At 62.5% G+C, this 13,226-nt stretch carries 14 protein-coding genes; 7 read left to right on the plus strand and 7 right to left on the minus strand.

Annotated features, from left to right (window positions below; genetic code table 11):
- Positions 1–39: 39 nt before the first annotated feature.
- Positions 40–375: a DOPA 4,5-dioxygenase family protein gene (locus EKA13_RS09250; protein WP_065759097.1), complete on the minus strand. Its 336-nt coding sequence runs from the start codon at positions 373–375 to the stop codon at positions 40–42.
- Positions 376–489: 114 nt separating this feature from the next.
- On the opposite strand from EKA13_RS09250, the gene EKA13_RS09255 reads away from it, so the two are divergent.
- Entirely contained in the window at positions 490–2,061 is a 1,572-nt protein-coding gene (locus EKA13_RS09255; protein WP_065759098.1) for a SulP family inorganic anion transporter, read from the plus strand.
- Here the strand turns inward: EKA13_RS09255 and aroE are convergent.
- Both aroE and hemF read right to left on the minus strand, forming a co-directional pair.
- Positions 2,058–2,882: a shikimate dehydrogenase gene (gene aroE / locus EKA13_RS09260; RefSeq protein ID WP_065759099.1), complete on the minus strand. Its 825-nt coding sequence runs from the start codon at positions 2,880–2,882 to the stop codon at positions 2,058–2,060. The two genes, EKA13_RS09255 and aroE, sit on opposite strands and share 4 nt — an antisense overlap.
- 68 nt (positions 2,883–2,950) lie before the next feature.
- Complete coding sequence (hemF, locus tag EKA13_RS09265) at positions 2,951–3,880, minus strand: oxygen-dependent coproporphyrinogen oxidase (protein WP_065759100.1); 930 nt, start codon at positions 3,878–3,880, stop codon at positions 2,951–2,953.
- Between the two features lie 134 nt (positions 3,881–4,014).
- Between hemF and EKA13_RS09270 the strand changes: the two genes are divergently transcribed.
- On the plus strand, positions 4,015–4,992 hold the full coding sequence (locus tag EKA13_RS09270) for an NADPH:quinone reductase (protein ID WP_065759101.1): 978 nt from the start codon (positions 4,015–4,017) through the stop codon (positions 4,990–4,992).
- A gap of 99 nt (positions 4,993–5,091) precedes the next feature.
- On the opposite strand, the gene tsaC is transcribed toward EKA13_RS09270, so the two are convergent.
- Together tsaC and dprA are read right to left on the minus strand one after the other, a co-directional pair.
- Positions 5,092–5,649 carry an L-threonylcarbamoyladenylate synthase type 1 TsaC gene (gene tsaC, locus EKA13_RS09275; protein ID WP_065759102.1) on the minus strand — a complete coding sequence of 186 codons (558 nt, stop codon included), beginning with the start codon at positions 5,647–5,649 and terminating at the stop codon, positions 5,092–5,094.
- A 37-nt stretch (positions 5,650–5,686) separates the two neighbouring features.
- Complete coding sequence (gene dprA, locus EKA13_RS09280; RefSeq protein WP_065759103.1) at positions 5,687–6,790, minus strand: DNA-processing protein DprA; 1,104 nt, start codon at positions 6,788–6,790, stop codon at positions 5,687–5,689.
- Positions 6,791–7,022: 232 nt separating this feature from the next.
- Here dprA and def point away from each other — a divergent pair, with 232 nt between their 5' ends.
- From def to EKA13_RS09305, 5 genes are read left to right on the plus strand one after another with little or no spacing between them, the layout of a single operon-like run.
- Positions 7,023–7,529: a peptide deformylase gene (gene def / locus EKA13_RS09285; RefSeq protein ID WP_065759104.1), complete on the plus strand. Its 507-nt coding sequence runs from the start codon at positions 7,023–7,025 to the stop codon at positions 7,527–7,529.
- Positions 7,530–7,587: 58 nt separating this feature from the next.
- Positions 7,588–8,520: a methionyl-tRNA formyltransferase gene (gene fmt / locus EKA13_RS09290; RefSeq protein ID WP_065759105.1), complete on the plus strand. Its 933-nt coding sequence runs from the start codon at positions 7,588–7,590 to the stop codon at positions 8,518–8,520.
- Positions 8,517–9,827, plus strand: coding sequence for a 16S rRNA (cytosine(967)-C(5))-methyltransferase RsmB (gene rsmB / locus EKA13_RS09295; RefSeq protein WP_065759106.1), 1,311 nt, complete (start codon positions 8,517–8,519; stop codon positions 9,825–9,827). The genes fmt and rsmB overlap by 4 nt, the downstream gene beginning before the upstream one ends.
- Before the next feature lie 23 nt (positions 9,828–9,850).
- Positions 9,851–11,224, plus strand: a complete 1,374-nt coding sequence (gene trkA / locus EKA13_RS09300; RefSeq protein WP_065759107.1) for a Trk system potassium transporter TrkA — start codon at positions 9,851–9,853, stop codon at positions 11,222–11,224.
- Positions 11,225–11,236: 12 nt separating this feature from the next.
- Positions 11,237–11,551 (plus strand): tetratricopeptide repeat protein, encoded by a 315-nt coding sequence (locus tag EKA13_RS09305; protein WP_065759108.1) that lies wholly within the window; start codon positions 11,237–11,239, stop codon positions 11,549–11,551.
- Positions 11,552–11,612: 61 nt separating this feature from the next.
- Here the strand turns inward: EKA13_RS09305 and EKA13_RS09310 are convergent, their stop codons facing one another.
- Both EKA13_RS09310 and EKA13_RS09315 read right to left on the minus strand, forming a co-directional pair.
- Positions 11,613–12,500, minus strand: a complete 888-nt coding sequence (locus EKA13_RS09310; protein ID WP_065759109.1) for a lysophospholipid acyltransferase — start codon at positions 12,498–12,500, stop codon at positions 11,613–11,615.
- 39 nt (positions 12,501–12,539) lie between these two features.
- Positions 12,540–13,091, minus strand: a complete 552-nt coding sequence (locus EKA13_RS09315; protein ID WP_065759110.1) for a DNA-3-methyladenine glycosylase I — start codon at positions 13,089–13,091, stop codon at positions 12,540–12,542.
- Positions 13,092–13,226 lie beyond the last annotated feature (135 nt).

Consider the following 13,226-nt stretch of genomic DNA (forward strand, 5'->3'; position numbering starts at 1 on the left):
CTGCTCCTGCACCTTGTGTGGGGGCTTGCTTGCGACACCTTAGGCTTGGCTGAAGATCGACAGGTCGAGCGGTCGCACCGCCCCCATCCAGATCCCATGATCACGATGATCGGCCAATTCGTCACCGGTCAGCGGGTGCAGGAACACCACCAGCCCGTTGCGGTACAACGCTAGCCAAGGCAGCACTACGCCAACCACTTCCGGACCAAACGCCAACTGGCAACTCCAGTCCGGGTGCGGCCCCACCGGTTGCTGATGCATCCGCCCCATCGTCACCGGAAACAGCTGCGAAGCTTCCTCGCACAGCGCCCGGGCCTGCGCCATGGTGCTGGCATCGTAATAGACATGGGCATGATAGCCCTTGATTCTTTGCACACGAGCTCCTGACCCCAAAGAACGTTCACAACTATAACCCGCCCGCTCAGGAACGGCTTGCACCACCGCGCAGGAAATCGCACCCTGTGTACTGCTCAGCCGACCGAGAACCCCATGGCCTGGCCCGACCGCCACACACTCCTGCCTTTCCTTTCCTGGCTACCTCGGCAGACCCGTGCCAGCGTCGGTCGCGACCTGCACGTGGGCCTGAGCGGGGCAATCCTCGCCCTGCCGCAATCCATTGCGTATGCCCTGATCGCTGGACTGCCCGCCGAGTACGGCCTATATGCAGCCATCGTCCCTGTACTGATCGCATGCCTGTGGGGTTCATCCTGGCACCTGATCTGTGGGCCCACCGCGGCGATATCGGTCGTGCTGTATGCCAGTGTCAACCCTTTGGCCAGTGCGGGCAGCAGCGATTACATCACGCTTATCCTGCTACTGACGTTCCTCGCCGGCGTGTTTCAGTGGTTGCTGGGCATGCTCAGGTTCGGTGCGCTGGTCAATTTTGTCTCCCTGCCTGTGGTACTCGGCTTTACCCTCGGCGCCGCCGTGGTCATTGCCTTAGGGCAACTGCCAAGCCTTCTGGGGCTGGACCTGCCCAGCCAGACAACGGCCTTGAAAGCCCTGCAGGGCCTGCTTGAGCATGCGAAAAACGCCGACCTGCGTTCACTCGCCCTAGGCCTGGGTACGCTGCTGCTAGGCATTGCCCTGAGGCAGCTGCGACCGCGCTGGCCGGGCCTGCTGATCAGCCTGACCAGCGCCAGCCTGCTGTGCGCGTTATGGCCCTCCGTCTTCGGTCAGGTAGCGCGGGTACAGGGTTTCGTCGGCCAACTACCACCCTTGAGCCCACTGCCGCTATGGGACCTGGAACTGCTGCTGCGGCTGCTGCCCGGTGCCGTGGCGGTGGGTATGCTCGGTCTGGTGACGAGCCTGTCGATTGCCCGTGCCTTGTCAGCACGCTCGGAGCAACTGATCGACGTCAATCAGGAAATCCGTGCTCAGGGTCTGTCGAACATGGGCGGGGCGTTCTTCTCCGGTTACCTGTCCTCAGGCTCTTTCACCCGCTCGGGATTGAGCCTGGAAGCAGGTGCCCGCTCGCCGTTGGCCGGGGTGTTTTCCGCGCTGTGGGTCGCGCTGTTCGCCGTGACCGGTGCCACGCTGATCGCCCACATTCCGCTACCGGCCATGGCCGGCAGTATTCTGCTGATTTGCTGGGGACTGATTGACCACCGGGCGATTCGGGCGCTGTTCCGCGTCAGCCGGGCGGAATTCCTGGTGATGGCAGTGACCTGCGCCGCCACGCTGCTGCTGGAGTTGCAGACCGCTATCTATGCCGGCGTACTGGTATCGCTGTTCTTCTACCTCAAGCGCACATCGCAGCCTAGTGTCCAGCACAGCCGGGAAGGTGATGTGGATATCCTGCGGGTCGGCGGGTCGATTTTTTTCGGCGCCAACCATTACCTGCAGGTGCGCCTGCAACGCTGCCAAGGCCCGAAGGTGGTGATCGATGCCCGACAGATCAACTTCATCGACTATTCCGGAGTCGAGATGCTGCATCGCGAAGCCCGCCGCCTGCGTCGGCAGGGCGGCAGCCTGACCCTGCGTCGCGCGCGACCGCAAGTGGTTGAAGAGTTGTACAAGCTGGAAGGGGCAGCGCACTGCCCCATTCGTTTCGAGGATTAGCCGCGCGCCAGCTGACGGCGCAACTCGTCGAGGACAGGCGCAGTATCAGGGTGCACACCACGCCAGATGAAAAACGCTTCGGCGGCCTGCTCAACGAGCATACCCAAGCCGTCCAGCACCTGCGCCGCGCCCTGTTCGCTGGCCCAGCGGCAGAACGGGGTTGGTTCCTTGCCATACATCATGTCGTAGCACACGGTATGCCCCGGCTGGATCAGGCTGGCATCAATCGGCGGTACCTCACCGGCCAGGCTGGCCGAGGTGGCATTGATGATCAGGTCGACCGGCTCTTTCAGCCAAGTAAACCCACTGGCCGCCACCGGGCCCAGGTCAGCGAACTCACGCGCCAGTTGTTCGGCCTTTTCCACCGTACGGTTGGCAATCACCAGCGACGCCGGGTTGTGCGCCAACAACGGTTCCAGCACACCACGCACAGCCCCACCGGCGCCGAGCAGCAAAATGCGCTTGCCCGTCAGTTGTACACCGGCATTCACGGTCAGGTCACGGACCAGCCCGGCACCATCAGTATTGTCACCCTGCAGGCTGTCATCAGCCAGTTTACTCAAGGTGTTCACCGCACCGGCCCGGCGCGCGCGCGGGGTCAGGCTATCGACCATTCGGAAGGCTTCTTCCTTGAACGGCACGGTGACATTGGCCCCACGCCCCTGCTTGAAGAAGCCCAGAGCACAGTTACTGAAGTCGTCCAGCGGCGCAAGCAAGGTGCTGTATTCCAAGTGCTCGCCGGTCTGGTCGGCAAACAGCCGGTGGATCAAAGGCGACTTGCTGTGGCCAATCGGGTTGCCGAAGACGACATACTGGTCCATTCACGCGATTCCTGAGTCAGGCCCGAGGCTCGGGCAAGTTATCCACTGCGAGTTATCCACAACGCGGCTCAATGACCGGCTTTGGCAGCCTCGCCAAGCCAGTCGCGATCCTGCAGGAAGTACTCGGTCAAGCGCGCTTCCTCGCTGCCGGGTTCAGGCTTCCAGTCGTAGCCCCAGCGAACCTGCGGCGGTAGCGACATCAGGATCGACTCGGTACGCCCACCCGACTGCAAGCCGAACAGGGTGCCACGGTCATAGACCAGGTTGAACTCCACATAACGGCCACGACGGAACTCCTGGAATTCACGCTGCTGTGCCGTATACGGCTGAGCCTTGCGGCGCTGCACGATGGGCAGATAAGCCTCGACGTAGGCATCGCCGATAGCCCGCATGAAGGCGAAGCAAGTGTCGAAGTCCCACGCATTCAGGTCGTCGAAGAACAAGCCACCGATGCCGCGAGGCTCATTACGATGCTTGAGGTGGAAATAGCGATCACACCAGGCTTTGTAACGCGGGTAAACGTCAGCGCCAAACGGTGCGCAGGCCTGCTCGGCGACCCGGTGCCAATGCACGCAATCTTCTTCGTTGGCGTAGTACGGCGTCAGGTCAAAACCACCACCGAACCACCAGACCGCTTCCTCGCCTTCTTTCTCGGCGATGAAAAAGCGCACGTTGGCGTGAGACGTCGGTACATGCGGGTTGTGCGGGTGGATCACCAGCGACACACCCAGCGCTTCAAAGCCACGCCCCGCCAGCTCTGGCCGATGGGCACTGGCCGAAGGCGGCAAACCGCTGCCGAACACATGGGAGAAGTTCACCCCACCTTTCTCGATCACCTTGCCATCGCTGATGACCCGGGTTCGCCCGCCACCGCCCGCTTCACGCGTCCAGCTGTCCTCGACGAACCGTGTACCGCCGTCTTCGTTCTCAAGGGCAGTGCAAATCCGGTCTTGCAGGTCAAGCAGGTAGGCTTTCACGGCCTCGGTGCGGCTAGTCATCAGGTCACCTGGAAACGGGCTAAGGCAAATTCGGCGCGTAGCATACCACCGGCCATGGGCCTGCCGCAGTTGACGGCGATCAAGCAACGGAGTCCGATAGCAGCTTTCCCCAGGATCAATACAGGAGAGAGCAGATGGCCAAGCGTATCCAGTTCAGCCAGCATGGAGGTCCAGAGGTCCTGCAGTGGGTCGATTACGAGCCACAGGCACCCGGACCACAGCAGGTCAGCGTGCGCAACCAGGCCGTTGGCCTGAACTTCATCGATACCTACTTCCGCAGCGGCCTCTATGCACCGCCCTCACTGCCTTCGGGCCTGGGCACGGAAGGGGCAGGCGTAGTTGAGGCCGTTGGCGAGGGTGTCGAGCATTTCAAGGTCGGCGACCGCGTGGCCTATGCTGTCGGCCCGCTGGGCGCCTACAGCGAGGTGCATGTGCTGCCAGCGGCCAACCTGGTGAAACTGCCAGACGCCATCAGCTTTGAGCAGGCCGCAGCCGTCATGCTCAAAGGCCTGACCGTGCAGTACCTGCTACGCCAGACCTATGCCGTGCAACCGGGCCAGACCATTCTGTTCCACGCCGCCGCCGGCGGTGTCGGCTCGCTCGCCTGCCAATGGGCCAAGGCCCTTGGGGTCAAGCTGATCGGTACCGTGAGCTCGGCGGAAAAAGCCGAACGGGCCAAGGCGCTGGGTGCCTGGGCGACCATCGACTACAGCCATGAAGACGTCGTGCAACGGGTTCTGGAGCTGACCGATGGCAAGAAATGCCCGGTGGTTTATGACGGCGTTGGTCAGGATACCTGGCTGACATCTCTCGACTGCCTGGCCCCCCGTGGCCTGATGGTCAGCTTCGGCAATGCCTCCGGGGCGGTCAGCGGCGTGAACCTGGGCATTCTGGCGCAGAAAGGCTCGCTGTATGTCACCCGACCAACGCTGGCGGGCTACGCCAACACCCCAGCCAACACGCAAGCAATGGCCGATGAACTGTTCGGGATGATCGCCAGTGGCAAGCTGACGGTGGATATCCAGCAACGCTACCCGTTGAGCGAAGCTGCCAAGGCCCAAACCGAGCTGTCGGCACGCCGGACAGTGGGGTCCACGGTACTGTTGCCTTGACACCCACCCGGTAGGCACCCGCCTTGCCGGCGATAACCGCAGCGCCGTGCCTGTTCCTGCACGGCACGCGAATCGCTGGCAAGGGCGGTTTAGCGCTCCTCAGCCCGGTCGGACAACATCGCCGGTCATCAGGTCGCGAATCACACTCGGGTTCTTGCGACCGCCCAAGGCACCACCAAGCACCAGATCCAACTGGCCATGGAAGTACTGCTCAACCCGCAGCCGCGTGCGGGCTGCAGGCCGCCCCTGAGGGTTGGCCGAGGTCGACACCAGCGGCCCGACCAGCGCACACAGGTCACGCACCACCGGGTGATCGCTGACACGCAGGGCGACGGTGTCGTGCATGCCGGTGATCCACTCCGGGAGCATTCCCTGATGCGGCACCAGCCAGGTGTTCGGACCCGGCCAGGTACTGCCCATGCGGTCGAGCCAGGTTTCCGGAAAATCCTCGAACAGAAAATCGAACTGGCGAATATTGTCGGCGATCAGGATCAACCCCTTGTCTACCGAACGCGACTTGATCGCCAGTAACCGATCAACCGCTTCCTCGTTCCAGGGATCACAGCCCAGACCCCAGACGGCTTCGGTGGGATAGGCAATCACCGCACCCGCCCGAATCTCGCGTGCAGCTTGTTGCACGCGCCAATTGCTCACCATTGCTGTCACTCCGCTAAAAGGCTGACGAGCAGTGTACTTAGCCCGGCCGAGCAAACCAACGGCCTGCTTCATTACAAACCTGCCCGGCCAGCTCAAGCTCGGTCAGTGCCGCCAAGACACGCGACAGCGGCCAACCACTGGCGTGCGCCAGGCTTTCGCTGCTTTGCGGCGCAGCCAGGAGCAGCGCCAGCAAAGGGTTGGAGGGTACCTGCAACACTGGCTGGGTCACCGGCAGGTTCTGCCACCCACTCAGGGTTTCCAGTATGTGCTCAATGCGCTCGACCAGCAGCGCGCCATCGCGGATCAATTGATGGCAGCCCTTGGCGCCCGGATGATGGATAGACCCCGGGATGGCATAGACCTCTCGCCCTTGCTCAGCGGCCAGGCGCGCGGTGATCAACGAACCACTGGCCAGGCTGGCCTCAACCACCAGCACACCCAGCGACAGGCCGCTGATGATGCGGTTGCGCCGGGGAAAATTTCCGGCGACGGGCCCGGCGTCCAGCGGAAACTCTGACACCACCGCGCTACCGCGCTCTGCCATTGCCGCCGCCAGCGCTCGATGGCGCTGTGGATAACATTTTTGCAGCCCGGTACCGACCACCCCGATTGTCTGTCCACCGACGTCCAGCGCGGCCTGGTGAGCCACACCATCAATGCCCGCCGCCAAACCACTGGTGACGACAAAACCGGCCTGTGCCAGGCAGCGGGAAAACGCCGCCGCTGTCGCCAGGGCGGGGGGCGATGCACGCCGACTGCCGACGATGGCCAACTGTGGTTTCTCCAGAATGGCCGGGTCACCGGCCACGAACAGCAGCGGCGGGGCATCGTCCAGTTCGGCCAGCAAGGCCGGGTAGGTGGCGGCGTCCCACATCAGCAAATGCTGGCCTGGGCGCTCTAGCCAGGCCATTGCGGCCGCCGCACCATCACGGATCTCTGGGCTGCGCCGCGCCTCCACTGCGGTGGCTGGCACGCCCAGCGGACGCCAGGCGGCAGCCGGTGCGCTGAGCGCTGCCGAGGCACTACCAAAGGCTTCGATCAGTTTACGGAAACGCCGAGGCCCGAGCTCCGGCAGCCGATGCAAGCGCAGGCGCGCCTCCAGTTCGGCGGGTGGGCAGGTCGAAAAATCATTGCACATCATCTGATCATCCTTGATTCAGAGGCCTGGCGAAGCCAACAACAAGCTGTGGATAACTCTGTTGATAATCGATTGACAACATGTGCGTCAGTCAACACCGCTCCGCTCACCAGGCCGATGCATGGGGGTGGCTGCTAAACGTTAGCTGACCTTTTCACAGGTGCCGAACGCGTCGAATCCCTTTATTATGTGCATTCATGTTTGTATTACTTCGCACAGTGCAGCTCATACGCTTATGGCCATTCTGAACATCCTCGAATTCCCTGACCCGCGTCTTCGCACCATTGCCAAACCGGTAACGGAAGTTGACGACGCCGTACGCCAGCTGGTCGACGACATGTTTGAAACCATGTACGAAGCGCCGGGTATCGGCTTGGCCGCAACCCAGGTCAACGTACACAAGCGCATCGTGGTCATGGACCTGAGCGAAGACCGCAGCGAACCTCGGGTGTTCATTAACCCCGAGCTGGAAATGCTCACCGACGACATGGGCCAGTACCAGGAAGGCTGTTTGTCGGTGCCGGGCTTCTACGAGAACGTCGACCGCCCACTGCGCGTCCGGGTCAAGGCCCTGGACCGTGATGGCCAACCGTTTGAACTGATCGCCGAAGACCTCCTGGCCGTGTGCATTCAACATGAGTGCGATCACCTCAACGGCAAGCTGTTCGTCGATTACCTGTCGACCCTGAAACGCGACCGGATCAAGAAAAAACTGGAAAAACTTCACCGCCAGCAAGCTTGATCCCCTCATCCAGAAGGCTTGCTCCGGCAAGCCTTTTTCTTTTTTAAGCGAGAACTCCATGCGCATCGTCTTCGCGGGCACTCCTGAGTTTGCCGCCGAACACCTCAAAGCCCTGCTCGACAGCCCCTACGACATCGTCGCGGTCTACACCCAGCCGGACCGTCCCGCCGGGCGCGGACAAAAACTGATGCCCAGCCCGGTCAAACAATTGGCCGCGCAGCACGGTATCCCTGTGTTGCAACCGCCGACCCTGCGCGATGCCGACGCCCAGGCCGAACTGGCCGCGCTGCAACCGGACCTGATGGTAGTGGTGGCGTACGGTTTGATCCTGCCGCAGGTCGTGCTGGATATTCCGCGCCTGGGTTGCATCAACAGCCACGCCTCCTTGCTGCCGCGCTGGCGCGGTGCGGCGCCGATCCAACGGGCCGTGGAAGCAGACGACCCGGAAAGCGGCGTGACCGTCATGCGCATGGAGGCAGGCCTGGACACCGGGCCGATGCTGCTCAAGGTCAGCACGCCGATCAGTGCCACCGATACCGGTGGCAGCCTGCACGACCGCCTCGCCGAAATGGGCCCGCCCGCCGTCCTGCAAGCCATTGCCGGCCTCGCCGACGGCACGCTACAGGGCGAAGTGCAGGACGATGCACTGGCCACCTATGCACACAAGCTGAACAAGGACGAAGCACGCCTGGACTGGAACCGGCCTGCGGTTGAGCTGGAACGCCTGATCCGTGCCTTCAACCCCTGGCCCGTGTGCCACAGCACCCTGAGCGGCGAAGCCGTGAAAGTGCTCGCGGCAAGCCTGGCTGAAGGCCATGGTCAACCCGGCGAGATCATCAGCGCGAGCAAAGACGGCCTGGTGGTCGCCTGTGCTGATCAGGCGTTGTGCCTGACCCGCCTGCAACTGCCCGGGGGCAAAGCGCTGAACTTCAGCGACCTGTTCAACAGCCGTCGCGAGAAATTCGCCGTCGGCACGGTGCTGGGCCAATGAACCCGCGTCTGGCCGCTGCCCGCGCCCTGGCCGCCGTTCTCAGCGGCAAGGCTTCGTTGAACAGCTCGCTCCCGGCACAACTGGATAAAGTCGAGGCGCGTGATCGCGGCCTGACCCAGGACCTGGCCTTCGGTACTGCCCGCTGGCAGCCGCGCTTGTCGGCGCTGGCCGAACAGTTGCTGCAAAAGCCCTTCAAGAGTGCCGATGCCGATGTACAGGCATTGTTGCTGGTCGGTCTGTATCAACTGCTCTACACCCGTACCCCCGCGCATGCGGCCATCGGCGAGACCGTTGGCTGTGCCGACAAACTGAAAAAGCCCTGGGCCAAGGCCCTGCTCAACGCTGTACTGCGCCGGGCCCAGCGTGAAGGCAATGAGTTGCTGAGCGCATTGGAGCGCGACCCGGTGGTGCGTACCGCCCACCCGCGCTGGCTGCAGAAGTCGCTCAAGGCCTTCTGGCCAGAGCAATGGGAAGCGATCTGCGCCGCCAACAACGCGCACCCTCCGATGATCCTGCGGGTGAATCGTCGTCATCACAGCCGCGACGCCTACCTGCAGTTGCTTGCCGAGACCGGTATTCAGGCCGCGCCGTGTCAGTACAGCCGCGATGGCATCGTTCTGGCCGAGGCCAGCGACGTGCGCAACCTGCCTGGCTTCGACCAAGGCTGGATCAGCGTTCAGGACGAAGCCGCGCAACTGGCCGCCGACCTGATGGACCTGGCCCCTGGGCAACGGGTGCTGGATGCTTGCTGCGCCCCGGGCGGAAAAACCTGTCACCTGCTCGAAGCAGAGGCCGGGCTGCAACAAGTGGTCGCCATTGACCTGGAGGCCAAACGCCTGACGCGCGTACGGGAAAACCTTGACCGTCTGGGCCTTGACGCACAATTGATCGCCTGCGACGCACGGGATACCGCCAGTTGGTGGGACGGCAAGGGCTTCCAGCGCATCCTGCTCGACGCCCCCTGCTCGGCAACCGGGGTCATCCGCCGCCACCCGGACATCAAGCTGACCCGTCAGGCCGAGGACATTCCGGCCCTGGCCAGCCTGCAGGGCGAACTGCTCGATGCCCTGTGGCCAACCCTGGAGGTCGGCGGGATCCTGCTCTACGCCACCTGTTCGAGTTTGCCAACGGAAAACACGGAAGTAATCGACGCCTTCCTCGCCCGCACGCCAGGTGCCCGCGAGCTGGACCTGGCGACTGCCGCTGGGCTGCGTCAACCTCATGGTCGCCAGCTGCTGGCGCAAGAGGGTGGGCACGACGGTTTCTATTACGCCAAGCTGATCAAGATCGCCGCGGCTCGCGGATAACGACAATGGAAAGGGAGTAGCGGATGAAGATCATCATCCTGGGTGCGGGGCAGGTTGGCGGTACGCTGGCCGAACACCTGGCCAGCGAAGCCAACGACATCACCGTGGTCGATACCGATGGTGATCGCCTGCGCGACCTCGGCGACCGCCTGGATATCCGCACGGTCCAGGGCCGGGGTTCGTTCCCGACGGTCCTGCGTCAGGCCGGTGCCGACGATGCCGACATGCTGGTTGCGGTGACCAACAGTGACGAGACCAACATGGTCGCCTGTCAGGTCGCCTACACCCTGTTCCATACCCCGACCAAAATCGCCCGGGTACGCGAGTCGGCCTACCTGACCCGTGCCGGCCTGTTCAATAACGAGGCCATTCCGGTCGATGTATTGATCAGCCCCGAACAGGTGGTGACCCACTACATCAAGCGCCTGATCGAACACCCAGGTGCCTTGCAGGTGATCGACTTCGCCGAGGGCAAAGCCCAACTGGTGGCGGTCAAGGCCTATTACGGTGGCCCGCTGGTGGGCCAGCAACTGCGCCAGATCCGTGCGCACATGCCGAATGTGGATACTCGCGTTGCGGCGATCTTCCGCCGTGACCGGCCAATCCTGCCCCAGGGCGACACCGTGATCGAGGCCGACGACGAAGTGTTCTTCATCGCCGCCAAGGCGCACATCCGCGCCGTGATGGGCGAGCTGCGGCGTATCGACGAAACCAACAAGCGGGTGGTCATCGCCGGTGGTGGGCAGATCGGTGAGCGCCTGGCGGAGGCCATAGAAAGCCGCTACCAGGTCAAGATCATCGAAATGAACCCGGCACGCTGCCGCTACCTGTCCGACACTCTGGACAGCACAGTGGTCCTGCAAGGCAGCGCCTCGGACCGCGACCTGATGGTCGAAGAGAATATCGCCGAAGCCGACATTTTCCTGGCCCTGACCAACGACGACGAAGCCAACATCATGTCTTCGCTGCTGGCCAAGCGCCTTGGTGCGCGCAAGGTGATGACCATCATCAACAACCCGGCCTATGTCGACCTGGTGCAAGGTGGCGAAATCGACATCGCCATCAGCCCGCAACTGGCGACGATCGGTACCTTGCTGGCCCACGTACGTCGAGGTGACATCGTCAGCGTCCACTCGCTGCGCCGAGGGGCGGCCGAGGCCATCGAGGCCATCGCTCATGGCGACTCGAAATCGAGCAAGGTCATCGGCAAGGCCATCGAAGACATCGCACTGCCACCGGGCACCACCATCGGCGCGATCATCCGCGACGAGGAAGTGCTGATCGCCCACGACGACACCGTGATCGAAGCCGGTGACCGGGTGATCCTCTTTGTTGTGGATAAAAAGTACATCCGTGACGTCGAGAAACTCTTCCACGTTGGCTTGAGCTTCTTCTAAGAGGAACGGCAGATGCGCGAATCACTGGAAAAAATGCTCGCCAAGGGTGTGGATAACGCCCTGTTGCGCTTCGGTCTGGGCAAATCCTGGCTGGATGAGGGCAACGCTGCCGAAGCCGCTGTACACCTGCAACGCTGTATAGATTTCGATCCGAAGTATTCCGCGGCGTGGAAGCTGCTGGGCAAGGCACATCAGGCGCAGGGCGACCTGACAGCGGCACGCCAGGCCTGGCAGCAAGGCCTGGACGCAGCAAAGGCGCATGGCGACAAGCAGGCGGAAAAAGAGATGACGGTGTTTCTGAAAAAGCTCGACAAAGCGCAACACTGAGGCGTGTTTGTCGCAGGCAAGGCCGGCACCTGCGGGGGCCGACCTTGCCAGCGACGCAACCTCAATACCAGCGTGATTCGCCTGCTGGGCGCTTCTTGAAGCGCTTCATGCTCCACATGTACTGGCTCGGGTAGGCCCGCACATAACGCTCGATTACCTGGCTCATCGCCGCAGCCGAGGTTTCAGTGTCTTCGCTGTACATGGCCTCAGGCGCTGCCTCGAGGATGACCTTGAAACCGGAACCGTCCGGCAGGCGCAGCGCATGCAGGAACACCCCTACGGCTTTGCCACCGGCCAGCATGTTCGGCACGAACTTGCTGGTCAGCGCCTGGGTGGCGAAAAACGGTACGAATATGCCTGCCGATTCGGCTGGCTCAGGGTCGGCAGGAATCCCCACCTGACCGCCCTTGCGCACTTCCTTGATGATGCTGAGGATGCCTTCCTTGGTCGACGCCGCGACACGGTTACCCAACTGCACACGCTGTTCACGCAGCAGGTCATCGACAGCCTTGAGTTTGGGCGGACGGTAGAAAATGATCGGTTTGCACTGGCTGCAGTAGAAGTGGTTGAGCACTTCCCAGTTGCCCAGGTGGCTGGTGATACCGACAACCCCCTTGCCCGACGCCAGGGCTTTTTCCAGCACCTCAAGCCCTTCGACCTCACGCACCAGCGCCAGCGAGCGCTTGGCTGGCCAGATCCAGGCACAGGCGCTCTCGGTGAACGACTTGCCGATGTCCATCAGCGTGCGGCCTACCAGCCGCTCGCGCTCGGCGGCGTCCATCTCCGGAAAACACTTGGCCAGGTTGATGCGCACGACATTGCGCGAGCTGTTCGGCAGCTTCCACATGATCCAGCCGATTGCCGCGCCGACCCGTTGCACAGCGCCCCATGGCAGCTTGGCAAACAACCGCAGCACCCCGACCATCAAGGCGCCCTTGAATTTATCCACAGGCAGGTTCCTCCTTCTGCAAGCCGGGCATTGTACCCCTCAGCGCAGCAAGGCGGCGTAGCGATCACAATCGATGGTGTGATCCATGACCATGCCCGTAGCCTGCATGAAGGCGTAACAGATGGTGGGCCCGACAAAGGTGAACCCGGCTTTCCGCAGTGCCTTGCTCATGGCCTGGGCCTCGACAGTCACTGCGGGCACCTCACTGCGCTGGCTGAAATGATTGATCTTCGGCTCACCGCCGACGAACGACCAGAGCCAGTCGGCCGGGTTTTCCAGTTCAAGCCAGGCCCGGGCATTGCGCCGGGCGGCATTAAGCTTCAGACGGTTGCGAATGATGCCCGGATCAAGCAGGCGCTCCTCGATTTCGTCGTCGCTCATCTGTGCCAGTCGCTGTGGATCGAAGCCAAACAGCACCTGCCGGTAGCGCTCTCGCTTCTTCAATACGGTGATCCACGAAAGCCCTGCCTGAAAGCCTTCAAGCAGCAGCATTTCAAACAACCGGCCGGGATCTCGCAGCGGAACACCCCACTCCAGGTCGTGATAGGCCTGATAAAGTGGATCGTCGGTACACCAAAAGCAGCGTGGCATAAGGCTCCAGAGGTAGAGGCCCGCAAGAATCGGGTTATACTCCCGCTCTTTATATTCGCAGCCCTAGAAACAGGTGAATTTCGTGAGCCAGCCTACGCCAGCCGTGCGTACCTTCCAAGACTTGATTCTCGCCCT

The sequence above is a fragment of the Pseudomonas defluvii genome, assembly GCF_001695625.1.
Taxonomy (GTDB): Bacteria; Pseudomonadota; Gammaproteobacteria; order Pseudomonadales; family Pseudomonadaceae; genus Aquipseudomonas; species Aquipseudomonas defluvii.